The sequence below is a fragment of the Schaalia turicensis genome (assembly GCF_019380255.1).
Classification (GTDB): domain Bacteria; phylum Actinomycetota; class Actinomycetes; order Actinomycetales; family Actinomycetaceae; genus Pauljensenia; species Pauljensenia turicensis_A.
In genome coordinates, this window is sequence record NZ_CP048928.1 from 42,057 (window position 1) to 64,149 (window position 22,093).

At 57.8% G+C, this 22,093-nt stretch carries 21 protein-coding genes; 6 read left to right on the forward strand and 15 right to left on the reverse strand.

Annotated elements, in window-relative coordinates; all coding sequences use genetic code 11:
- Positions 1–104: 104 nt before the first annotated feature.
- From G5S47_RS00195 to G5S47_RS00220, 6 genes are all read right to left on the reverse strand, one after another.
- Complete coding sequence (locus G5S47_RS00195) at positions 105–878, reverse strand: amino acid ABC transporter ATP-binding protein (RefSeq protein ID WP_257878462.1); 774 nt, start codon at positions 876–878, stop codon at positions 105–107.
- The gene (locus tag G5S47_RS00200; protein WP_219585844.1) at positions 878–1,726 is read right to left on the reverse strand and encodes an amino acid ABC transporter permease; all 849 of its coding nucleotides are present in this window, start codon (positions 1,724–1,726) and stop codon (positions 878–880) included. Before G5S47_RS00200 ends, G5S47_RS00195 begins: the two co-directional genes overlap by 1 nt.
- Before the next feature lie 103 nt (positions 1,727–1,829).
- Positions 1,830–2,699, reverse strand: coding sequence for an ABC transporter substrate-binding protein (locus G5S47_RS00205; protein ID WP_219585571.1), 870 nt, complete (start codon positions 2,697–2,699; stop codon positions 1,830–1,832).
- Between the two features lie 124 nt (positions 2,700–2,823).
- On the reverse strand, positions 2,824–3,357 hold the full coding sequence (locus G5S47_RS00210; RefSeq protein WP_103632852.1) for a cupin domain-containing protein: 534 nt from the start codon (positions 3,355–3,357) through the stop codon (positions 2,824–2,826).
- Entirely contained in the window at positions 3,354–4,655 is a 1,302-nt protein-coding gene (locus tag G5S47_RS00215; protein ID WP_006680633.1) for an amidohydrolase family protein, read from the reverse strand. Before G5S47_RS00215 ends, G5S47_RS00210 begins: the two co-directional genes overlap by 4 nt.
- A complete protein-coding gene (locus tag G5S47_RS00220) occupies positions 4,648–6,390 on the reverse strand; it encodes an adenosylhomocysteinase (RefSeq protein WP_219585572.1) in 1,743 nt (580 codons plus the stop codon). Before G5S47_RS00220 ends, G5S47_RS00215 begins: the two co-directional genes overlap by 8 nt.
- Positions 6,391–6,542: 152 nt before the next feature.
- Between G5S47_RS00220 and G5S47_RS00225 the strand changes: the two genes are divergently transcribed.
- Entirely contained in the window at positions 6,543–7,415 is an 873-nt protein-coding gene (locus G5S47_RS00225; protein ID WP_179370097.1) for a Cof-type HAD-IIB family hydrolase, read from the forward strand.
- Between the two features lie 422 nt (positions 7,416–7,837).
- Here the strand turns inward: G5S47_RS00225 and G5S47_RS00230 are convergent, their stop codons facing one another.
- Positions 7,838–8,467, reverse strand: coding sequence for a hypothetical protein (locus G5S47_RS00230; protein ID WP_219585573.1), 630 nt, complete (start codon positions 8,465–8,467; stop codon positions 7,838–7,840).
- Positions 8,468–8,609: 142 nt separating this feature from the next.
- Here G5S47_RS00230 and G5S47_RS00235 point away from each other — a divergent pair, with 142 nt between their 5' ends.
- Both G5S47_RS00235 and G5S47_RS00240 read left to right on the forward strand, forming a co-directional pair.
- Positions 8,610–9,131 carry a peptidylprolyl isomerase gene (locus G5S47_RS00235; protein ID WP_006680637.1) on the forward strand — a complete coding sequence of 174 codons (522 nt, stop codon included), beginning with the start codon at positions 8,610–8,612 and terminating at the stop codon, positions 9,129–9,131.
- Between the two features lie 252 nt (positions 9,132–9,383).
- Entirely contained in the window at positions 9,384–10,238 is an 855-nt protein-coding gene (locus tag G5S47_RS00240; protein WP_103632849.1) for a rhomboid family intramembrane serine protease, read from the forward strand.
- A gap of 148 nt (positions 10,239–10,386) precedes the next feature.
- On the opposite strand, the gene G5S47_RS00245 is transcribed toward G5S47_RS00240, so the two are convergent.
- The gene (locus G5S47_RS00245) at positions 10,387–10,650 is read right to left on the reverse strand and encodes a cell division protein CrgA (RefSeq protein ID WP_103632848.1); all 264 of its coding nucleotides are present in this window, start codon (positions 10,648–10,650) and stop codon (positions 10,387–10,389) included.
- 129 nt (positions 10,651–10,779) lie between these two features.
- On the opposite strand from G5S47_RS00245, the gene G5S47_RS00250 reads away from it, so the two are divergent.
- Genes G5S47_RS00250 through G5S47_RS00260 form a run of 3 tightly spaced genes read left to right on the forward strand, consistent with a single transcriptional unit; the run spans position 10,780 to position 12,639 of the window.
- On the forward strand, positions 10,780–11,670 hold the full coding sequence (locus tag G5S47_RS00250) for a DUF881 domain-containing protein (protein WP_219585574.1): 891 nt from the start codon (positions 10,780–10,782) through the stop codon (positions 11,668–11,670).
- A 3-nt stretch (positions 11,671–11,673) separates the two neighbouring features.
- Complete coding sequence (locus G5S47_RS00255; RefSeq protein WP_444518276.1) at positions 11,674–12,438, forward strand: class E sortase; 765 nt, start codon at positions 11,674–11,676, stop codon at positions 12,436–12,438.
- Between the two features lie 48 nt (positions 12,439–12,486).
- Positions 12,487–12,639, forward strand: coding sequence for a hypothetical protein (locus tag G5S47_RS00260; protein ID WP_006680642.1), 153 nt, complete (start codon positions 12,487–12,489; stop codon positions 12,637–12,639).
- A 384-nt stretch (positions 12,640–13,023) separates the two neighbouring features.
- Here G5S47_RS00260 and pknB read toward each other — a convergent pair whose 3' ends face one another.
- From pknB to G5S47_RS00295, 7 genes are read right to left on the reverse strand one after another with little or no spacing between them, the layout of a single operon-like run.
- Positions 13,024–15,030 (reverse strand): Stk1 family PASTA domain-containing Ser/Thr kinase, encoded by a 2,007-nt coding sequence (pknB, locus tag G5S47_RS00265; RefSeq protein ID WP_219585575.1) that lies wholly within the window; start codon positions 15,028–15,030, stop codon positions 13,024–13,026.
- Positions 15,003–16,667 (reverse strand): serine/threonine-protein kinase, encoded by a 1,665-nt coding sequence (locus tag G5S47_RS00270; RefSeq protein ID WP_219585576.1) that lies wholly within the window; start codon positions 16,665–16,667, stop codon positions 15,003–15,005. Before G5S47_RS00270 ends, pknB begins: the two co-directional genes overlap by 28 nt.
- Positions 16,664–18,118 (reverse strand): peptidoglycan D,D-transpeptidase FtsI family protein, encoded by a 1,455-nt coding sequence (locus G5S47_RS00275; protein ID WP_219585577.1) that lies wholly within the window; start codon positions 18,116–18,118, stop codon positions 16,664–16,666. The genes G5S47_RS00270 and G5S47_RS00275 overlap by 4 nt, the downstream gene beginning before the upstream one ends.
- A complete protein-coding gene (locus G5S47_RS00280; protein WP_219585578.1) occupies positions 18,115–19,506 on the reverse strand; it encodes an FtsW/RodA/SpoVE family cell cycle protein in 1,392 nt (463 codons plus the stop codon). The genes G5S47_RS00275 and G5S47_RS00280 overlap by 4 nt, the downstream gene beginning before the upstream one ends.
- Positions 19,506–20,828, reverse strand: coding sequence for a PP2C family protein-serine/threonine phosphatase (locus G5S47_RS00285; RefSeq protein WP_219585579.1), 1,323 nt, complete (start codon positions 20,826–20,828; stop codon positions 19,506–19,508). The genes G5S47_RS00280 and G5S47_RS00285 overlap by 1 nt, the downstream gene beginning before the upstream one ends.
- The gene (locus G5S47_RS00290) at positions 20,828–21,322 is read right to left on the reverse strand and encodes an FHA domain-containing protein FhaB/FipA (protein ID WP_006680648.1); all 495 of its coding nucleotides are present in this window, start codon (positions 21,320–21,322) and stop codon (positions 20,828–20,830) included. The genes G5S47_RS00285 and G5S47_RS00290 overlap by 1 nt, the downstream gene beginning before the upstream one ends.
- On the reverse strand, positions 21,319–22,023 hold the full coding sequence (locus G5S47_RS00295; protein WP_103632839.1) for an FHA domain-containing protein: 705 nt from the start codon (positions 22,021–22,023) through the stop codon (positions 21,319–21,321). The genes G5S47_RS00290 and G5S47_RS00295 overlap by 4 nt, the downstream gene beginning before the upstream one ends.
- Positions 22,024–22,093: the final 70 nt, after the last annotated feature.

Below are 22,093 nucleotides of genomic sequence, written 5' to 3' on the forward strand. Positions count from 1 at the left end.
TTATGGGCTCTCGCCCAACACATGTCCTGAACATGGATGTGGGGCTCCGCGCCTTGGCGCGGAGCCCCACATCCATGTTTTATTCCTGCACGTACCTGACAGCGTTAGTGCAGGATTCGTGACAGGAAGTCTCGAGTCGCGTCTTCCTGAGGATTGTCGATCACCTGCGAGGGTGTTCCCTGCTCGACGATGCGACCGTGCTCAAGGAAGACAACGCGGTCTGCAACGTTGCGCGCGAAGCCAATTTCGTGCGTGGCCATGAGAATCGTTGATCCTTGCGCTTTGATTTCGCGGACGAGGTCCAGAACTTCGCCGACCAAGACGGGGTCAAGTGCGGATGTGATCTCGTCCAGCAGAAGTAGTTCGGGGTTGGTGGCAAGCGCGCGGACGATAGCGACGCGCTGTTGTTGGCCACCGGACAGACGATCGGGGAATTCCTTCGCCTTGCTTTCCAAACCAATTCGGCTGAGAAGTTCCATGCCACGCTGGTCAGCCTTTTCGCGATCCCATCCGTGGACCTTGCGTGCCGCCAGAGTGACGTTGGCAAGAACGGACATGTGGGGGAACAAGTTGTAGTGCTGGAAGACAACACCGATACGTGACCGAACCTTGTCGACGTTCACTGACGGATCAGTGATGTCTTCGCCAGCAAGGAAAATCTGGCCGTCGTCAACGCGCTCAAGCAGGTTGGCGCAGCGCAGAAGTGTGGACTTACCGGATCCGGATGCGCCGAGCAAGACGACGACTTCGTGTGAATTGACTGCAAGGTTCAGCCCGCGAAGCACGACGTTGTCGCCGAATCGTTTGACGACGCGCTTGGCTTCAAGGACGGGCGTGCTTGCGGTGTTCAAAAAAACGTGGGCTGTGGGGGTGCTCATCAGACGGTGCCTTCCATTTGTTCGCGCTGGCGCAGGCGTGCCGTGTACCAGTCAGACAAGCGGATGAAGGGGAATGACATGACGATAAACAGTAGGCCAGCAACGACGTACGAGGTGAAGTTGTACGTCATTGCCTGGTAGATCTGCGCTCCGCGGATCGCGTCGACAGCGCCGAGGACCGAGATCAGGCCGACGTCTTTCTGCATTGAAATGAAGTCATTCATCAATGCCGGCGTGACCTTACGGATTGCCTGCGGGACGATGATGTGGCGCAAAGTCTGGCCGTGCGTCAAGCCAAGCGAACGCGCAGCGTAACGCTGGGACGGGTGAACCGATTCCAGACCTGCGCGCAGGACCTCGGCAACATATGACGTGTAGGTGAGGATCAGCGCGACCGTGCCTAAGAACGCGACTGGGATGCGCGTTGTCGGGTTGAGTGCCGGAATACCAAAGCCAATCAGGTAAAGAACCACCAGGAACGGGACACCGCGGAAAATATCCGTGTACGCAGCCGCTAAGAATCGGATGGGGAAGAAGATCGGGCCACCCAAAGTGCGTGCCGCAGCCAGCAACGTTGCGAAGAAGGCAACGCCGATGACGGACACCAGCAGAATCCGGATGTTCAGCCACAAGCCTTTGGCAACCTGCGGGAGCGCTTTGATGAAGTGCTCGCCTGAGAAGAAGGTTTCCTGCGTGCGTTCCCACCCGGGAGAGCGGGTGATAACGAACCACATGACCAGTGCGAAGACCAGTGTCGAGGCCATGGAGATCAGAATCGATTGTGTTGCACGCTTACGCCGATACGCGCGACGGCCGAGCTCCACGTCAGAAACGGGGAGCCCGGCCATCACGTCGGTAGCATCAGTGTTTACTGCTGGGGACACGTATTGTCCTTCGTTATCAGTGCCGGCTATCGTCCGAGCCGGCAGTCAAACTGCGGTTGACGAAACGTCACTTGATCAGCGGGACCGCGACAGTGTTAGAGAGCCACTTGGACTGGAGTTCAGAAAGGGTGCCCTTGTCACGCAGGGAATCAACGGCTGCGGTGACGGCTGCGGTCAGCTTCGATCCCTTCGGCAGAACAATGCCATAGTCGTCGCCATCGGAGGTGGCCTCGAACTGGCCGACAATGACGCCATTATCGATCTGAGCGCTGGTCATGTAGAACGCGGTCGGAAGGTCGACGACGATCGCGTCAACCTGGCCGTTCTGCAGGGCAGCAAGAGTGTCGTCGGAGTTGTTGTAGATCGAAGCCTGCTTGGACAGCTGATCGCCAAGCGTGTTCGTGATGAACTGCTGCGAGGTGGTGCCGGCCTGAACGCCGAACTGAACATCCTTCAGTTTTGCGATGCTCTGAGCGGAGGCAGCAGCGGAGCCTTCAATGGCAACAACAGCCTGAGAGGTCGTGTAGTACGGGCTGGAGAAATCAACGGCCTGCTTACGCTCGTCCGTGATGGAGAACTGCTGAAGGTTAATGTCCCAGTCCTTTGCGCCCGGAGCGATCGACGAATCGAAGGTTGCGCGGGTCCACTGGACGTTTTCCTTGCTGTAGCCGAGTTCTTCGGCGACAGCGTATGCGACGGCCGCTTCGAAGCCTTCACCGGATTCGGGAGCGTTATCGATAACCCACGGGGAGTAGGCTGGTTCGCCGGTGGCGATGGTCAGCTTGCCGGGGGTGACGGTTTCAAGCGCACCAGACTGAGTGGCGACCGATGTGGCAGATTCCGACGAGGTGTCAGCAGAACCCGAGCATGCGCTCAGGAACAGTGCAGCAGACGTTGCCAGCGCGAGAGCGGAGAATGAACGGACAGAACGGCGCATCAAATGCCTCCAGTTAGCCTGATGGGAAACTCAGTCGCAGTTTTCCGCGACCTCTTCAGCCTACGGGGCGACCATGTACAGATTCGTCTGCAATCTTGCTTCACGGACGTTTGTGACAAGAAAATCACACGTTTTCTGCGAGTCTCCAGTCTTCGTAGGTGAATTCGGGTGAGACAACACACGTTGCCAATGCGACGCTATCGCGTGCGAACGTTCGCTGCCATGTTCCTGCTTTCACCAGGACCTGAACAGGGTTCGCCGCGTCGGTGGGCACCTGCGGTGTTCCGGCCTGATCAGGTGAAGGCGATGCGGACTGGGTTCCGGCCTCGTTCCCTGTCGAAACCTGGGGTGCACCCAAGATGATGGTTTCGGGTTGGTTGCATGGCGCGTCCCCGGTTCCGCCGAACTGGATTTCGAGCGCGCCCGGCCCATGCCAGAGCCACAACTCATCGGAGCGGACGACGTGCCAGCGGGCTTCCATGTCCTGGTCGAGCAGGAACAGGATCGCGGACGCGGTCGCTCGTCGCCCACCCTCCGTTTCCACGACCGCGGGCGCTGTCCATGTTCTGCGGAACCAGCCACCCTCGGGGTGTGGCTCAAGGCAAAGAGAATTCACGAGGCCGATCGCCTCGGTGGAAACGTCTAGCTGATCGGTCATCGGAGGCTTCCGTCGCGCGAGAACCTGACCTGACCTGCGATCACTGTTTCAACTTGACGACCCGCGCCGTAGCGAACAACGTCTTCGATTGAACCCGTGATGTCGGAAACAGGGACATCGATGACGCACAGGTCTGCCACCGCGCCCGCTTGAAGCTGACCGACGCGATCCGGTCCCGTCGCGAGTCCCATGGCCCACGCACCCCCTAGTGTTGCGGCGTTGAGTAACCTACGTGCCAGGTCGGACGCGCGATACCCCTGGTTGCGTGCGATATCGAACAGGACGGCAACATCTTCCATTACGTCCAGCGAGGGCGACGATGACAGCGAGTCGGTGCCGACAGCAATCATATTGCCCTCATTGAGGTAGGCGGCCACGGGTGGCGCATCCAAACCAATGACACGGTTCGAACGCGGGCAAAGCGCCACGGCAGTCGAACGAGAACGCAGACGGCGACGATCATCTGCCGTCATGTACACGCCGTGCGCAACGTGGCAGTCGGGGCCGAGAACTCCCAGCTGGTCAACGAACTGCGTCGCTGAGAAACCGCCACCGCGAGCGCGCATCGCCGTGAACGACGACGAGTCACCGGTGCGCCAGAGGTCTGAGAGTTCGCCCGTGCGGCCTTCAGCCCATTCGGCTTCCGAGTGTGATTCACCGAGGTGAATGTGCAGTCGAACTCCGCGCCTGCGCGCCAAGTCGGGCAGATCGAGTAGCGGGTCAGCTTCGAGTGAGTAGGGGGCGTGTGGCGAAATGCCGACGGCAGGAGGGGTGGGCATTGCGTCGAGAGCCTTCTCGACGGTTGCGGGCCCGCGCTCTTTCCAGTCGTCGTTCGTCCAGTCCATGACCTCCCAGTAGGCGACGCCGTGTAAGCCAGCGTTGTGAAGTGCGGACGCGGCTTCGGGATCGGTCACTACGTCGGCGGCGCTGGTCGTGCCCGCTTCGAGGAGCATGTGCGCGCCGGTCGACGCATCCTTACCCCAATCCAAACCGCCTGCGTCGTAGACGGCGTTGAACCCGCTGATCCAGTCGGGCATCCCTCTGTATTGCTTGACACCAACTTCGGCCATTCCCGTGTACTGCAGGTGCGTGTGCGCATTCACGAGGCCGGGAAGCAAAACCCCATCAAAGTGGCGCTCCGAATATGACAGTCCGCGCTCGGCCAGCGTTTCCAGAACCCAGTCGCGCGCCCCAACGTGCTCGATGCGACCATCTTTCACTGCGACAGCACCATCCATGACGGACGGAGCGGTAATCGGGATAACCAGTCCGGCAGACCAGACTTGAACGTTAGACATGAGTTTCCTTCGCGAAAGAAATTGGCTCGGGTTCGGTCGTCCACTGCAGGTCGAGCGCGCGCCGTGCGACCAGATTATCTGCATCCTCGGGCAGGGAGTGCACGCCCGGTGATAACGGATCGTGTGTGGGGTTCTCATGCGTGAGCAGTTCGCGCAGTGAAGACACCTGGACGGCGAAGCTCATATCCATGATTTCGATAGCGTTGCCTTCGCCGGCTGTGCAGTTAATGCACCCGCCCTTGTCGAGGATCGTGATGTGGCGGTGGGTGGCCTCGTTCCCCTGCGCACTACCTGGGAGAGCAGGATCTGTAGCCGTCGCGGGAACGTAGAGCAGACCGACTGCGCGATCATCGCTATCTTCCCAAGTCCAACCGGCTTTGAGAGCCTCTGAAAGGACAACTTCGTCGGTTACGCCACCGGATACCGTCACCACGCACGCGTCGGGCATTGCAGTGAGGGCTTCGAGGGTGATCGTGTCATGTTCGCCGGTTGCGCTCATCACCCAATCGGCGTTCGCGCAGGCATCGAGAAGCGAGGCTGTCTGGAACCCATCCATGCGAGCACGCAGTTCGCGCACCGGATCGAGCTCCACCACCGTCACCAGAGCGCCACACGCGCGGGCAAAGCGAGCACCGCCCATGCCAACATCGCCGTAGCCCACAACCACGAAACGCTGATTCCAGAGCGGAACCCCCTGTAACTGCGGATCAACGAGGTCCAGAGAAGTCAGCAAACAGGACTGGCCCGTCGCATACGCGTTATCGAAAAGAGTCTTCGAGCGCGCATCATTCGATGCCATCACCGGGATGCGTAACGGAAAGCCCCGAAGCGGACGAATCCCCGACGTCGTCTCTTCCGCGGCACCCTTCAAGGTAGTCAGAGCATCAGGAGCGCGCGTCTCGTCATGCGCCATGCGGATCAGATGCGATCCATCATCGAGCAGGAACTCGATCCCACTAGTCAGAAACTGGCGAGCAAGCTCTTCTTCACGCTCCGGTGTCGCGCTCGACTCCGCAAAGACGGCAAGCCCTGCCGCGCGAAGCTGATCCGCCACATCGTCCCGAGTTTCATCTGCGTGCCCAAACACGCTGACCATCGCGCCCGCTTCCTTCAGCAGGAGAGCGAGCACCGCCGTCTTCGGCTCCAATACCAACGCGAGCCCGACATGACGACCCTTAAGAGCGCCCGTTGCTACAAGATCACTGACCGTCGCCCGCGTCACCGGCATGAATGATCGCGCCCACGCCAGACGACGCTGCGCATAACTCGCATCATTCTTAGGATCATAGGGATCCCGAAGAAGCTTCCCGTCCGAATCAAGAACCTGAACGTGAGGAGGAATCTGGCGAACATCAGGCTCCTCATCCACATTCACATACATGCCAACCTGCGACGGATTCACACGCACAACGGGCGCCTCATTCACGCCCACCACCACACTAATGTGCCCTAACGACTGTTCGGCAGCCTCTTCGGGACGTACAACCACCGCGTCAGCGGTGGCCTCGTCAACCGAATTCACAAACCTGACATGCGCGCCAAACCCCGAGAGCAACGACCCCAGTGCCTCGTACACCTCGCACCACCATGGCGAGGACGCGCTCGCGGACGTCAGAATCGCAAACGAGCGACCAGCAACCAGCAGATTCGTCGTTGCCGCAAAACGACGCACCACAACCTGCGCGATGGCACGCGAATCAGAAGAGGTCGAAGCAAAAGGACGAACATATTTCATACCAACGACGCTAGCAAGACGTAGTCTCACGCACAGTCAGAGCACAAGAATTCGAACACAATCGCATAAACGTCGACAATCTCACGCATGAAATGAGACCAGGAACAGCTTTCGTGTCGGATACGTCCCCAACAATCGGGGACAATCGAAGCATGACACTGCTTGAACCCACCGACCTGTCATCCCTCGCTACCGACTGCGACCTGCGTCTTGTCGCTGTCGACATGGACGGTACCCTGCTCGATGACGACAAAAACTTCCCCGAGAGACTCCCTGAACTCCTCGACATCATGGATGAGCGTGGGATCGTGTTCGCCCCATCATCAGGACGCCAAGCATGGACGTTGCTCGACATGTTCCCCGGACGCCCCGGAATGACAGTCATCGCTGAAAACGGTGCGATTGTCATGAAAGACGGCAAGGAAGTTTCATCCAGCCCCATCGATCACGAAACTCTCCACCGTGCCATCGACATGGTGCGCGACGCCGTCGCAACCGGAATCAATGGTGGCCTAGTCATGTGTGGCAAGCAATTCGCCTACGTTGAACGCACGGACGACCTATTTGTTGACGGCGTCTTGCCCTACTACCACCGCACCAAACGAATCGCCGATCAGCACGAGATCATCGACATGATCGATTCCGGTGAAATCGACGACGACATCGTGAAGCTCGCCGTCATGTGTCTTGACCCGGTGGGCCCGCTGGCTGAAGCAACACTTGCGAACTTCGCGGACACTCACCAGTATGCGGTTTCCGGAGATAACTGGGCTGACCTGCAGATTCGTGGCGTCGACAAGGGTGATGCTGTGCTCGCACTGCAGGACGCTCTTGGTGTGACGCCCGCGCAGACCGCAGCATTCGGCGACTTCCACAACGACATCTCCATGTTCAAGTACGCCGACTGGTCGTTCGCCATGGCGAACGCTCACGCTGACGTTGTTGCGGAAGCCCGATATATTGCGCCGTCCAACAATGAAGATGGTGTCGGCCAGGTTGTTCGCACCCTGATAGGAGATGACTGATTTTCGCGAAGTGACCCCGGATGCGCTTGATGCGACACTTTTGTCCTGAAATGTGTGGTTGTGTCGCGTGAGGTGTAGGTGGTGCGGTGATTGGGGTGCTTTGTGTGCACGGACTGCTCCTGACGCGACGGTTTGGGCTTGGAGCGCGTGGTTGTGTCGCGTGGGGTGTAGTTGGTGACGCGCGACGAGAGAAACGCGCGAGCAAAGCTGGTGACCCACAAACGCACAACTGATGCTTCTCAAACACAAAACTGGTGGTCACGCGACATCAATCGCATGACCACCAGCTTTAACGTGTGATGGCGAGGGGTGTGAGGCTCAGTTGCGCTCTTCCGAGGGGTTCACTTTCCCGTGAATTCCACTTCGCTGTCATATTGTTGCGCCGGAGGCTCACTTCTGAGTGAACTCACTTCGCCGAGAGCTCACTCGTCGGTTGCGGTGTCAATCTGCTCGACGCCTTCGACCTTTTCAGGTTCGGTGGCGGGAAGGTCGACAGTCGTTTCCAGGTCGGCCCAGTATTCTTCGGCCCAGGGATCTTCGATCGGCTGGCTACGCTTCCAGAGCACGTAGCCGGCGCCGGCGACGGTTGTTGCAAGGGCGGTCCATCCGATGGCGCGGAGGAAGCGGTGTTTCTTCACGATGACCTTCTTTGTCGGGGTGGTGAGAGCTGCCTGCGATGCTTCGCTGGCGTGACGTGCGCGTTCAAGCAACGGCGTTCCCTCTGCGGCGAGCGCTGCGCCACCTTCGTGGACGGCTCGCTGGATGCGCGGAATGTAGTCTTCGACGACCTCTTCGCGTGCCTTTTCGAATGCGGGGCGTGCGCGGTCTGCTGCGTCAACGGCGCGAGCGGTGACGTCTTCGACGACCGGTGTTGCGCGGTCGATTGCTTCGTTCAGTGCTGCTTGGGCGCGAGGTGCTGCCCAGTCGATGCCCTGTTCAGCGAGTTCGGTGGCTTTCACTGCCACCCGTCCGGCGTGCACGGCGACCGCGTCGCGCAGTTGGAGTGCTTCGTTGCGAAGTTTCTCCGTGTCGAAGTTCGGTGTGTTGGCCATAGTCCGAATCCTTCCAATAGTTGCTGCGGTTTGTACCGCGTCTTCCCATTGTGCACCGAAGTTTTGTGATCTGCACCCCTAGCGACAAAATCGGGTGGCTCCAGATCATGCCTTTTGGCGCCTTTTCTGGGACGATGAAGACATGGAAGCAACACTGCACACCTCTATGGGTGATATCAACATTGAACTGTTCCCGAACCACGCACCGAACACGGTGAATAACTTTGTCACGCTGGCTCGTGGCGAGCGCGAGTGGGTTGACCCGATGACCGGCCAGAAGACGTCGCGTCCGCTTTACGACGGCACGATTTTCCACCGCGTTATTTCGGGCTTCATGATTCAGGGTGGTGACCCGCTGGGCACCGGTACTGGTGGCCCGGGCTACCAGTTCAACGATGAGATCCACCCGGAACTCAACTTCAACAGCCCCTACCTGCTGGCCATGGCGAATGCTGGCAAGCGTATGGGCAAGGGCACGAATGGTTCGCAGTTCTTCATCACGGTTGCGCCGACCCCGTGGTTGCTGGGCAACCACACCATTTTCGGTGAGGTCAAAGACGAAGAGTCGAAGAAGGTTGTCGACGCGATTGCAACGACTGCGACGGGCGCGAATGATCGTCCAGTGAATGACGTTGTGATCGAGTCGGTTTCGATCGTCGACTGAGTGTGAGGTTGGCGTGTCTCGTGTTCGGCGTGGTTTCCCGCTTGGGTAATTGTTGCTGATTGGCGAGGCCGCCTCCACTTGATCGGTCACGTTTTCTTCATTGTGGGGCGGATGGGGGAGCGGATCCCGTGTGGATTCGTGCGTCTGTCCGCCCTAGGTGTATTCAGACGGTAAGAGCAATTTTGGTTGCTCGTGAGCGTCGGGAGCGGGATGGTGTGTCTGGTTTCTGGCGGTGTGTGGAGGATATAGAGCATGTCGACGCCTTTGTATGGACAGCGTTCGAACCCGTATGCGGCTCCTGAGTGCCCGCGTCACCCGGGTGTACGTTCGGTGGATTATTGCAAGAAGTGCAATCGTCCGATGTGTGTTGATTGCACGGTGCGGACCGAGGTTCGTTCAGTGTGCGTGGAGTGCGCGAACGTTCGCAGGCCACGTGTTCCCAGTGGTCAGCCGGTTGTGACGTACACGCTGATTGGTATCAACGTTGCGTTGTTCATCTTGTCCTTCGTGTTGCCGTTGGTGGGGAATTGGCTGTTCTTTAACCCGGCGGTGGGTTACCGCCAGGTGTGGCGGTTCTTGACGACTGCGTTCCTTCACAGCGGGTTCATGCATATTGCGTTCAATATGTTGGCTTTATACTCGGTGGGTATTGAGCTTGAGCAGGTGTTGGGGCGTACCCGGTATTTGTCTGTTTATCTGCTGAGTGCGATTGGTGCGTCGCTGTTTGTTTTGGCGTGGGTCTTGATTCAACCGTCGTCGCTTGGGACGGTGACCGTGGGCGCATCCGGTGCTGTGTTCGGTTTGTTCGGTGCGATGTTCGTTTTGCAGAAGCAGTCGGGTATGGATACAAGGGCCGTTGTGGGCCTCTTACTTGTGAACTTGCTGATCGGTTTTATTGTCCCGAATGTGTCGTGGCAGGGGCACGTGGGTGGCCTTGCCACGGGCGCGTTGGCGACGTGGATTTATTGGCGTCAGGGGCGTGCAAAGCCTGGAATTACTGCGAAAAAGCAGGAACGTCAGGCCTTGTGGATAACTGTGGGTATGTATGTTGCTGCGATCGCCTTGATTGGCTTGACCTACGAAGTGATTTTCGAGGTTCTCGGATAAATTCATTGAAATCTCGAGGTTTATGCGAGTTATCCACAATCTGTGTGATTGTCTAAGTTACACGGATGTAATTTATCCCCAGGTGTGGAAACACCTGGGGATAACTCTTGTGATTGTTGAAATCTAGCGGGAAACCTTTATCAACAGGTCATCGCCAGCGGAGTGTCATCAAGAAACCCACCATCATGATGCCCAGGCCGATCACCATGTTCCACCAGTCGATGCCGGGAATCGGGTAAACGCCCGAAGAAATGTAGTAGACCATCAGCCACACGAGGCCGATGAGAAGAAGGGCAACGAAAGCCGGTGCCCACCAGCTGGGGCTCAGCGGAATACCTGCGGTCCAGGCGTTGAGATCCTGATCTTCGGGAACCTGGTGCTTCGTATTCTTGCGCTTTTTGTTCTCAGCCACGTTTCTCCTCAATTGAACTTTGGTGCCCTTGCCGACTACTTCTCGGAAAGGCATCGCAGAACGCTAACCCCTTTAGCGTAGTCTTCCAAGTAACGACAAACCAAAGTGCAACGCGGGAAGGAGGCATTGATGGCACACAATCAGGACGATTCGCCCCATTTGACTCCACCCGAGGCATCACAAAAATCCGATTCCTCGACCCCACCCGCCTTTGAACCGAGGTCGCGTTCGAAAAAGAAGGCGGCCTCGTCGATGAAACCCAAGCCCCACATTTCGCACTTCGACGGCCCCTGGCACGTGGCCCTGCGCAAGCTACGGAAGTTTGCGCCACTGTCTCCACGCGCGGCCACATCCGTTTTTATTGTCACCGCTGCTTGTGGCTTGCTGTTCATCGTTTCAGCGCAGGCGAAGAATGACGCCGACAACCTCGGGCGAGATACCAACCTGATTTCGCTGGTACGAGCCTCGCAGGATGAAGTCGAAACGCTTGATTTTGAGGTGAACGCACTGCGCGACATCGTCTCTCAATACGCCAACTCGTCCGGCCAAACGCAGACCGAGGATACGTCCATTACCTCACTGGTAGCACAGCCCGTGACCGGCCCAGGTGTGACTATTACGCTCACGGACGCACCCCAGCAGGCGATTCCCGACGGTGCTACACCGAACGACCTAGTCATTCACCAGCAGGACATTGAAGACGTGATGAACGCGCTCTGGAATGGTGGCGCGGAAGCCATGACTGTCCAAGGAGTGCGCGTGACCGGACAAACAGTGATCCGATGCATTGGCAACGTGATTCTTGTTGACGGACAGCCTTTTTCTCCGCCATACGTGGTGGAAGCCATTGGTGATCCGAACGCGCTCACAGAGAAGGTCAACGCAAATCCCCGTATTGTTAATTACAAGGCCTACGTTGCTTTGTATGGCCTTGGCTGGGATCTGGAGACGAACAAATCCCTTCATCTTCCCGCGGCTAGCGTGAAGACATTTAACTCATACGCACAGGTGGTGGACTAAAACATGACAAGGCGTTCCATGGCAGGCGCACATATTGCCCCCCAAAAGAAGGCCTCGCCGCTCAGCGTCGCTCTTGGAGTGATTGGTGAACTCTTCATTACCGTCGCCATCGTTTTGATTGGTTTCGCACTCTGGCAGCTCTACTGGACGTCTTTCAAAGTTGAAGGACCTCGCCAGCAAGCGATCGAAACATACGCCCACGCGCACGCGCCCGCTACCACAAACGTTGGTGAGGAACGCGCGGATGACCCGCCGTCAATGACCACCAGCGTTGACCCGAACCAGATCTACGGCCTTATTCATGTCCCAAAGTGGAACTGGATGAAGATTCCGTTGGCGGAAACCACGTCGACATTCGTCCTAGACCAGGGTTTCGCAGGCCACTATGAGGACACCGCTCAGCCCGGCGACATCGGCAACTTCTCTGTTGCCGGCCACCGCCGCACCTACGGTAATAACTTCCGCTGGATCGACCGCCTGTCCGTCGGCGACCCCGTTGTTGTCGAACTCGACAACCACTACGTCACGTACACTATGGAAACCAGCGAAATCGTTGAGGCCAATGACCCGGACAACTACCGCGTCGTCGCCCCCGTGATTGATGATGTCACGTGGAGCCAGGTGCCCACGGAACGTTGGATGACCATGACTACGTGCCACCCCGAATACGGGAACTCGCAACGTTTCATTGTTCACCTGAAGTTCAAGTCATGGACTCCTAAGGACACTGGCGTGCCCAGTGCGCTGGCGGACGAACCCGCAGCCTGATCCCATTTTCTCCGCTTGAACATCGCTTGAAAAGGACATTTGATCCACATGTACGCTTGGATTTTTCGTCATCTTCCCGGACCGACATGGTTGAAGGTGATTGAGTCGTTGGTTCTGATTGGCCTTGTTGCCTACGCTCTTCTTGAGTGGGGTTACCCGTGGGCCCAGGAATACTTAGAGTTGGGCGAAGCGTCCGTCTGACCTGTTCACCCGTTGACGCTTTCGCCGTTTCAGGTGGCGTTCGGCTGATACTTTTCCGCATACGCGCGGATGGTTCGTGCCGGTTCGTTTGATCTTGGTGTCGTTGTGACGCGTTGCCAACGTGTTCTGGCGCGTGGAATCGGCGTGATTCTATCAGGGTGGCTTAAGGGGGACGAGGCCACGCCTGGACGGGCGCGGAGCTTGAAGCCTGTTGTAGCTGAGCGGAAATACGCCACTATGAGTGAGGGCGCATAGTTAAGGTTTGCATCTGTTGATGTTGCGGTGAAAGTTCCAACAACCTTCAGCGTAACCTGGCGGGGATCATATGATCCCCGCCAGGCCTCGTCAATCAAATCCACCCACGGTGAATCGGATAACTACCCACTAGCTACCCGAGTTCGCCTGACCGGAATTGTTCGGATTAGCCGGAGGAGTCTGCGGACCCTTCGACACCGTAAGGTTCACGGTCGAACCCTGGGCGACAACAGAACCCTCAGTCGGATTCACCGCCAGAACACCGCCAGCTTCCAGATTGTTCGAGTACTGCTCCGTCACCGATGTGCGCAAGCCAAGCTCCTGCAAAGTCTGAACAACATGCGCCTGGTCGTAACCAACCAAACCTGAAGGAATCGTGATCTTGCCAGAAGACACAGTCAACGTGACCGCCGTGTCCTTATTAACCGACGTGCCAGCAGCCGGGTTAGTGGAAATCACTAGACCTTCCTTCTGGCTCGGGTCATCCGACACCTGAACGGAACCAACCGTCAAGCCCTTCGCAGCCAGAGCCTCGCGCGCCTGATCCTGCGTCATACCCGTAACATCCGGAACCTCAACGCTCTTCGGGCCCGACGACAGACTGACCTTCACGGTCGATCCCTTCTTGACCTTCGAACCAACCGACGGGTTCACCTGAGCAACCTTGCCTTCTTCCACATCCGCAGAAGCAACAGGGTCAGCGGTCTGTTCATACACAAGCCCCAGAGCCTCAATTGCCTGCTTCGCGGCATCCGGGCTCATACCCACTAGATTGTCAGGAATAACAACGGATTCAGCGCCAGTCGACAACTTCGCCGTCACGGTCGAACCAACCTCAACCTGATCGCCCGACGGCGGATCAGTCTCGGCGACCTTGCCTTCTTCAATCTCGTCAGAGGCAACCGTCTCATTCGAAATCGCGAACACCAAGCCAACAGACTCAACTGCGGACTTCGCCTCCGCCTGCGTCATTCCGATCAGATTGTCGGGGACAGCGACCATCTCTTTATCCGAAGAAGCATGCGACAGTGTGTACCAAATACCGCCCATCAGTAGCAGAGCCACAATGACAAGCGCAACAATAATGCCCTTCTTCGACTTCTTTTTCGGTTCTTCCTCAAACTCCTGCGTCGCAACGGGCGCAAAGGTCGTTGTCGCATTTGACGGGGAAGCAACTGCCGGAGGCAACGTTTGAGTCGGCTGCGAATTAGCTACGTTTGCCGCAGCCATCGGAACCGTGTCCGCCCACACCGCAACGGCTGGAGCATTCACGTGGCCACCGTGCGACGCTCGCATCAAATCAGCCAGCATAGAGGCAGCTGACGTGTAGCGGTCTGTGCGATCCTTTGCCAGAGCCTTCATGACGACGCGATCCAGTGCCTCGGGAACATCCGGGGTGATCGACGACGGTGTGGGAGGCAACTGCTGAACATGCTGGTAGGCAACGGCAACAGCCGAATCGCCGGTAAACGGCGGACGACCGGTCAGCAACTCAAACAGGACAACGCCGGTGGAGTACAAGTCGGAACGCGCGTCCACCTGCTCACCGCGAGCCTGCTCGGGCGACAGATACTGGGCAGTGCCAACGACAGCGTTCGTCTGCGTCATCGTCGCCTGCGAATCGGTGATCGCACGCGCGATACCGAAGTCCATGACCTTCACCTTGCCGTCATTCGTCAACATGATGTTGCCCGGCTTGATATCCCGGTGCACCAAATGCTGCGAATGGGAGTATTCAAGCGCGCCCAACACGCCGGACACGATGGCAACGGCCTCGTTGATCGGCACCGGAGTACCGTCAGCGAGCAGTTCCTTGACCGTGTGCCCCTCGACGTACTCCATCACGATGTACGGCACGGAGATAGCGCGACCGTCAGGGCCGGTCAGCATTTCCTCGCCCGTGTCGTACACGGCCACAATATTCGCGTGGTTCAAAGAAGCAGCCGACTGCGCTTCACGCCTGAAACGCGCCTGGAACACGGAGTCTCGTGCTAGGTCAGAGCGCAGCATCTTGATTGCGACAACGCGTGATAGGCGCGTGTCGAAGCCCAGGTGGACTTCCGCCATCCCGCCGCGCCCGATCAGTGAGCGAACCTCGTACCTGCCGGCTAGACGGCGGCCCATGGAGTCTGCCATGTCTGAACCTCCTTCGTGGTGGGGAGCCCGTCACTGAGAAGCGACGTGAGTGACCCGAACATGTGCTGAAGAATGAAATATGCGCCCGCGAGAATCGCGATGATTATCAGGGCAATGATGATTGCTTGGATGATGCGTCGACCCTTTGAAACAGGTGGCGCAACCACCGACCTGTTGTACTGAGTCGGAGCCGGGGGCACGGTGCTCACCGGTGGCGCATTCCGCTTCGACACGGAGTACCAGACCTGCCTGCTCGCCTGGCTCGGTGGCTTCGGTCTGACCCGCTTGGGTGGTGGCGACGACAGTTTCTGCTGGCGCGTCTTCGTCTGGGGGGACGAGGTCACGGCCTGCGTTCCTGAGCGCTTGGCTGAATCGATGTCCGAACGTTTGTCGGTGAGAGCCGGTGGTGGTGGAAGTGTCGGCGACACCGAAGCGTGAGCCGTGTCAGCCTCTTCGCGGACGCGAGCACGTTCCTTCAGTCGTTCACTGAGCTGACGACGACGCACCGCGGTTGGATCTAAGTCCACATCCCCCTTGTTCGATGGCATGGCATCTCCTGAGAGCGACTGTGAGTGTTCTGTCTGGGAGTTTACGTTTTGAGGATCCTGCGAATCTGACTGTTGCGTAAGGTTCTGCGGATCCGCTGGAGTATCAAGGCCCGCTGGGCGTTCCAGCAGTTCCTCGGGAAGACTGCGACGCTTCGTGTGATGAACCGGCGCTGCCACGGGAGACGGGTGAACCTGCGTCGGCTCCATCTTCGCCTCTGGGAATGGGTCGGGAAGCGGATGAGTTGCTACAGAAATACCCATCTGCTTTGCCGCCTTCGACAGCTCGCGGACCAGCGCCACACCAGAGTCGGGGCGCTTCTCCGGCTTCTTTTCCAGGAGGTGACAAATGATGTCAGCAAGCGGACGCGGCACGTCAGAAGGCAGGGGAGGAACAGGATCATTCACGTGCGAGAACGCAATATCAACTTGCGTCTTGCCAGTAAAGGGTCGCTGTCCGGCAGCAGCCTCGTACGCAATTACACCCAAGGCGTACAAATCACCCAACGATGTCGCGATTTCCCCCATTGCCTGCTCGGGCGGAAGGTACTGAGCCGTGCCCATCACCATTCCCGCGGCGGTCAGAGCCGCCTGATTATTCGAGCGCGAAATACCAAAATCGGTCAGCTTCACGATGCCGTCGGGGCGCACCAGAATATTCGCGGGCTTAATATCACGGTGGACAACCCCGGCTTCCGACGCTGCGCCGAGCGCCATCGCGACCTGCATCAGCACGGGGACGAGGTCCTGCGTGGCAATGCGATGACCGTCTTTCAAGTAGTGATTGAGGGGCTTGCCTTCAACCAGCTCCATGACGATCCAGCCGCGACCATCCTGCTCGCCAGAATCCTGCACGTTCGCAATATTCGGGTGCTGGATACGCATCGCATTATTCGCTTCGATACGCAGACGCGACAGGGACAACTCTTCGCCAGAGAACTCCGGGCGCAATACCTTTGCGGCCACCATGCGACTGGTCACCTGATCGCGGGCCTTCCAGACCTCGCCCATGCCACCTTGAGCAATCGGCGTGAGCAGCGTGTAACGACCGCCCAGCTTCTTGCCCGCTGAATACTTTGTGGAAGAACTCATTGGATACCTGCCTCTAGAAGCGCGCGAGCAATTGGGCCGGCAACGGTTCCACCGTGAGGAGCTGGATCCGTATCGTCACCCTCGACAAGGACAGCGAAGGCAATCTGCGGATCATCAGCGGGAGCAAAACCCACCGCCCACGCGTTCGCGTGTCCGTTAGTGCCCGTTTCCGCCGTGCCGGTCTTCGCCGCCACGGAAATGCCGTCGAGCGCCATGGATGTGCCCGTGCCATACGGCTGATTGACAACACCCTTCATCATCTCGGTCAGTTGCGTCGCAATATCGGCACTAATCGGGGTGCGCAACACAGTCGGGTTGGTCTCGGACTGGACAGCCAAATCAGCATCCACAACCTGCGACACCAAGTAGGGCTTCATCATCTGACCACCGTTAGCGATCGTCTGAGCAATCTCAGCCATTTCAAGTGGCGTCACCTGAACTGAATACTGGCCGATAGCGCTCATCGCCAGCTGGGCCGCGTCCGTCGTTTCAGGGAAAACCGAAGGAGTCACAGCAAGCGGAATCGACTGGGACGCGCCGAAACCGAAACGCGACGCCACATCGGCAAGCTGATTGTGAGAAAGAGACTGCGCGGCAAGAATGAACGACGTGTTGCACGATCGTGCAAACGCTTCAGCCAACGTCGGATTCCCATTGCCACACGTCGAAGACTCAATGTTCGACACCGTCGTCTGAGTTCCGGGAAGCACTGTTGAAACGGGGGATTCCACATTCGTGGATGGTGAAGCGACACCATTTTCGATCAGAGCGATTGACGTCAAAATCTTGAACGTCGAACCTGGCTCATAGCGATTACCCGCGATCGCACGGTTCGATAGGGGCTCGTTCGGATCTTCCGTCAGAGCCTTATACGCGTCACTCACCGCCTCGGAATCGAAGGCGGCCAGAGAATTCGGGTCATAGCTGGGAGATGAATACATCGCCAAAATCGCGCCGGTCTTTGCATTCAACGCCACGACGGCGCCCTTGCGGTTACCCAACTGATCAGCGGCAATCTGCTGGAGGGTCGGATCCAACGTCAGCACCAAGCCACCGCCCTGGCGAGAAGCGCCCGTAAACAGGTTGTGAAGACGCTGACCAAGAAGAGCCTGAGACTGTCCGTCCAATGTTGATTCAGCGGCCGACTCAAGCCCGGTTGCCTGCGAAAATGCGGACGAGAAATACCCGGTCACCGAAGCATAAAGCGGACCCTGAGAATAGGAACGCTGGAAACGATGAGAGCCCTCAATCTTCGTTGACGACGCAATCGCCGAACCCGCAACAATGATCGGACCGCGATCCGTTTCCGCCGCGTGCAAAATAGTGCGTTCATTACGCCCATCGGCGTTTAAAGACGGAGCCTGAAGGAACTGATTGTTCGTTGCAGCCAAACCAAGCAGAGCAAACATTGCGAAGATGACGATGGACAAGCGACGAATCTGATGGTTCATGCGTTCACCTCACGTGCAACTGACGGTTGGATACCTGAGTTCCACGGAGCAGGTGTGGCGGCGGGACGACGAGCCGCATCGGACACGCGAATCAACAGCGCGACAGTCAACCACGACGACACCATTGACGAGCCACCGGCTGCCAAGAACGGCGCCGTCAGACCCGTTAGCGGGATCAGGCGAGTAATACCGCCCAACACAACGAACAGCTGAATTGCCAGCGAGAAACTCAAACCCGTTGCCAGCAGCTTCCCGAAACCGTCACGAACGGAAATGGCGGCACGTAAACCGCGTTCAATCAGCACCAGATACAGCACCAGAATTGCGGCCAAACCGGTCAAACCCAATTCTTCGGCAAGCGACGAAAGAATGAAGTCAGAATTGGCAAGAGGAACCAACTGTGGGTAGCCACGACCCCAACCTGTCCCCATCAAACCGCCCGATGCCTGACCGAACAGCGACTGCACCAGCTGGAACGACCCGCCCGTCTGCTCATAAACCTCGGGATCCAACGCGTTCAACCACACCGAGAAACGATTCGCGACGTGCGGGAATGCCTTGACTGTCAGCGCAACAGCGGGCACGAACATGATGAAACCGATGACCAGCCACGACACTCGATTCGTTGCCACGTACAGCATTGCCACGAAGAGGCTGAAGAACAGGAGCGAGGTACCAAGATCGCGCTGCAAAACAAGAATCGCAATACCGATCAACCAGACAAGCAGAATCGGACCCAAGTCGCGGGCGCGAGGCAATCGCATTCCAAGGAACTGACGTCCACCAATCGCAAGATTGTCACGATTCGTCACCAAGTAGCCGGCAAAGAACAGTGCCAGCGTGATCTTCACCAGCTCGCCGGGCTGGAACGACATCGAACCGATGCGGATCCAGACTCGTGCCCCGAACGTTTCGACACCGAGCCCCGGAATCATCGGGAGCAGTAGCAGGATCAAGGACAGGACACCGAACGTGTACGTGTAACGACGCAACGAACGATGGTCCTTCAACACGATCAGAATCAACGCGGCGACAGCAATTGCGATGCCCACAAACATTAGCTGACGCATTTCGACGGTCGCCTGACCAAGCGCATCGTAGGACATATCCAAGCGATAAATCATCGCCAAACCCAGGCCGGTGAGCGCTACCGCAATCGGCAGAATCACGGGGTCAGCGAAGGGTGCCAGGAAATGCATCCCCACCTCGGCGACAATCGCAATCGCCAGCAAAATACCGGCGTGCATCGCAAGATTGCCGGGCAACTCACCCGTGCGATTAATGCTGGTCAGAACATATCCGCCAATACCGACTGTCAAAGCAACCAGCAAAAGAATAATTTCAAGACCGCGACGAGGCTTCGCGGGAGCAACGGTCACAAGAGCCATCAGTGACCACCCGCCACACTGTTATTCGTCGAACCTGATTGAGCCGCCGACTGTCCTGAGGACGCGGATTGAGCGCTATCGTCAGACTGAGAGTTATCAGCGTTCAGTGCAGACTTAAAGCTCTTCTTGTTCAGACGCAACTGATCAATGTACTGATCGATCTTCTTGCGCGACGAACGCAGAACAGGATCCTGCAGGCGTTGACGGTCCGCATTGGTCAACTCAGCCAACGAAAGATCCGTGACTTCGACGGCGTGCGAGAACTTCCACGGTCCCAACGACTGCGGAATGCCCTGGTAGATAACGACGTAGCCATCCTGGCCGATCACGTAATACTGGCTCTGCGTCCACGACCAACCAAGCCATCCGCCAACACCGAGCAGAACAGCGACAACAAGACCCAAAAGCGGGGCGAACCACGCGCGACGCTTCGTCTGATCCTCGCCGTCATCTTCGTCAATCGCCAAACGGCGTTGCTTCCGCAAAGCCGCCGCGCGCCCAGCCGCACCCTCGCCACCGCGAGAAGCAGCATGACGATCAATCGCCGCCGCGCCCACAATCTGGGGAGGCCCAACCGGATACGACCCGGGCTCGACAATGTCAGCAACAACGCACGTGATGTTGTCAGGACCGCCCGCGCGAAGCGCAAGGCGAATCAACTCTTCAGCGCACTCACCGGGATCATCAATTTCGGCGAGAACAGCACCCAACGTCTCGGGAGACACAACACCCGACAGGCCATCGGAGCAAAGCAACCAACGATCGCCGACAACCGCTTCGCGGATCGTCTCATCCGGAGTCACATCCGCCTGAGAATCGCCCAAAACACGCAAAACAACATTCTTATTCGGATGATGTTCTGCCTCTTCAGGCGTGATTTGACCGGACTCCACCAGATACTGAACGAACGAATGGTCCGTTGTTACCTGCGTGAGAGCCTCTCCACGCAAAACATAGGCGCGCGAATCGCCGATATGAACCATCGCCAACTTATTGCCCGAACGCATCACAGCAATACACGTCGTCCCCAGACCCTCAAGATCCTTGTCTCGACGAGAACGATCCGACAGTTCATCGTGCGCATCCATCAACGCTTCGCGAAGCAACGGCAGCATCTTGTCCGCAGGATACGAATCCGAATCCAGAGGAACAAGGTGCGCAATCGCAACGCTTGACGCAATATCGCCACCGGCAGGACCACCCATGCCATCGGCTAAAACAAGCAGGTTCGGACCCGCATAACCAGAATCCTGGTTATTGCTTCGAACCAACCCAACGTCAGAACGGGCCGCGCAACGGAATTCAATCGGGGCAGCTGCCATCAGCTCACCAATTCAAACGTGGTCTGCCCAATACGCACAACATCGCCCGAATGAAGCAGACGAGGCTCGCTCAGACGCTCATCATCAACGAAGGTGCCATTACGGCTACTCAAATCCTCGATCCACCAGCCTTGCTCAGAAGGCTGAAGGCGAGCATGACGCCCCGACGCGTACTCATCCTCAAGCACAAGCGTCGACGCGGGCGAACGCCCAATCACAATCGGTGTCGTTCCCAACGGAAGAACAGTTCCCACAAGCGGGCCACCCGTCAGCAACACGTTCCGTGGCACATCGGGCTCTAAGTTCCGAGCCTGGTGGCGGTTTCGTCGATTCTCTTTACGACGCTGATCAGCGGCCTTTCTGCCCTTACCACGCGGGGTAACAACCGTGCCAAACACGTCGCGACGCAACGTATTCACGGCACCCAACACGAGCAACCACAGCAGGACCAGGTACCCGATCCTAAAAACCGTAAACGCGAGATCCGAGGTCATTCATCACCCCCCGTTTCCGGGTGAGTCCAAAAGTCGATGACAGTACGACCAATCGTCAGCTGGTTACCATCCAGCAGGGTCGCAGCATCAATCTTGTGGCCCTCAACAAACGTGCCATTCGTGGAACCAAGATCAGTAGCAATCACACCGGTCGGCGTGATTCGCAGTTCAAGGTGACGGCGCGAAACGCCGGTGTCGGCGACGATAATATCGGCTTCGGTACCGCGACCAATCACCGTCACGGGTTCTGTCAGTAGCCAACGCTCGCCATTCACCTCAATGATCGGGTGCTCAGGCGAAGGAGACGAGGCAGTCGCTGGCGCGACACTCCCACGCTTATTCGAAGCCTCGACGCGCAACTTGCCTGCCTGCTCCTTGTCATCCTCGCGGAACTCAACGCTTACCGGGCCAAGCAGGGCGTACCCGTTGTCCGCAGCATGCTCGGTCGCCTGCGTTGCGAATTCGTCCGCAAGAACATTCAAGTCAGCTTCCAACGAATCCAAATCAGCCGGCGTAGCAAACACCGTGAAATGATTCGCCGCGATCGTGCGCTCCGTTGACAGCTCCTGCGCCGAATCGTCCATCGCGCGACGAATAGCCGAGTTCACATCAACCGCTTTAATGCCGGAACGAAAAACCTTCGAAAAGGCATCGTTGACACCACGCTCAACTGCGTTCTCAAAGCGATCAAAGATGCTCATGCTCGGTACTCCTAGGGACAGGCGGTATTGGACGCTTTTCTGGCGGTTGATCGCCGAAATATCGACTCTC

Excerpts from the sequence above, each read along its gene's own strand:
- G5S47_RS00195 (WP_257878462.1), bottom strand. The coding sequence starts at position 878 with ATGAGCACCCCCACAGCCCACGTTTTTTTGAACACCGCAAGCACGCCC.
- G5S47_RS00200 (WP_219585844.1), bottom strand. The coding sequence starts at position 1,726 with ATGGCCGGGCTCCCCGTTTCTGACGTGGAGCTCGGCCGTCGCGCGTAT.
- G5S47_RS00205 (WP_219585571.1), bottom strand. The coding sequence starts at position 2,699 with ATGCGCCGTTCTGTCCGTTCATTCTCCGCTCTCGCGCTGGCAACGTCT.
- G5S47_RS00210 (WP_103632852.1), bottom strand. The coding sequence starts at position 3,357 with ATGACCGATCAGCTAGACGTTTCCACCGAGGCGATCGGCCTCGTGAAT.
- G5S47_RS00215 (WP_006680633.1), bottom strand. The coding sequence starts at position 4,655 with ATGTCTAACGTTCAAGTCTGGTCTGCCGGACTGGTTATCCCGATTACC.
- G5S47_RS00220 (WP_219585572.1), bottom strand. The coding sequence starts at position 6,390 with ATGAAATATGTTCGTCCTTTTGCTTCGACCTCTTCTGATTCGCGTGCC.
- G5S47_RS00225 (WP_179370097.1), top strand. The coding sequence starts at position 6,543 with ATGACACTGCTTGAACCCACCGACCTGTCATCCCTCGCTACCGACTGC.
- G5S47_RS00230 (WP_219585573.1), bottom strand. The coding sequence starts at position 8,467 with ATGGCCAACACACCGAACTTCGACACGGAGAAACTTCGCAACGAAGCA.
- G5S47_RS00235 (WP_006680637.1), top strand. The coding sequence starts at position 8,610 with ATGGAAGCAACACTGCACACCTCTATGGGTGATATCAACATTGAACTG.
- G5S47_RS00240 (WP_103632849.1), top strand. The coding sequence starts at position 9,384 with ATGTCGACGCCTTTGTATGGACAGCGTTCGAACCCGTATGCGGCTCCT.
- G5S47_RS00250 (WP_219585574.1), top strand. The coding sequence starts at position 10,780 with ATGGCACACAATCAGGACGATTCGCCCCATTTGACTCCACCCGAGGCA.
- G5S47_RS00255 (WP_444518276.1), top strand. The coding sequence starts at position 11,674 with ATGACAAGGCGTTCCATGGCAGGCGCACATATTGCCCCCCAAAAGAAG.
- G5S47_RS00260 (WP_006680642.1), top strand. The coding sequence starts at position 12,487 with ATGTACGCTTGGATTTTTCGTCATCTTCCCGGACCGACATGGTTGAAG.
- pknB (WP_219585575.1), bottom strand. The coding sequence starts at position 15,030 with ATGGCAGACTCCATGGGCCGCCGTCTAGCCGGCAGGTACGAGGTTCGC.
- G5S47_RS00270 (WP_219585576.1), bottom strand. The coding sequence starts at position 16,667 with ATGAGTTCTTCCACAAAGTATTCAGCGGGCAAGAAGCTGGGCGGTCGT.
- G5S47_RS00275 (WP_219585577.1), bottom strand. The coding sequence starts at position 18,118 with ATGAACCATCAGATTCGTCGCTTGTCCATCGTCATCTTCGCAATGTTT.
- G5S47_RS00280 (WP_219585578.1), bottom strand. The coding sequence starts at position 19,506 with ATGGCTCTTGTGACCGTTGCTCCCGCGAAGCCTCGTCGCGGTCTTGAA.
- G5S47_RS00285 (WP_219585579.1), bottom strand. The coding sequence starts at position 20,828 with ATGGCAGCTGCCCCGATTGAATTCCGTTGCGCGGCCCGTTCTGACGTT.
- G5S47_RS00290 (WP_006680648.1), bottom strand. The coding sequence starts at position 21,322 with ATGACCTCGGATCTCGCGTTTACGGTTTTTAGGATCGGGTACCTGGTC.
- G5S47_RS00295 (WP_103632839.1), bottom strand. The coding sequence starts at position 22,023 with ATGAGCATCTTTGATCGCTTTGAGAACGCAGTTGAGCGTGGTGTCAAC.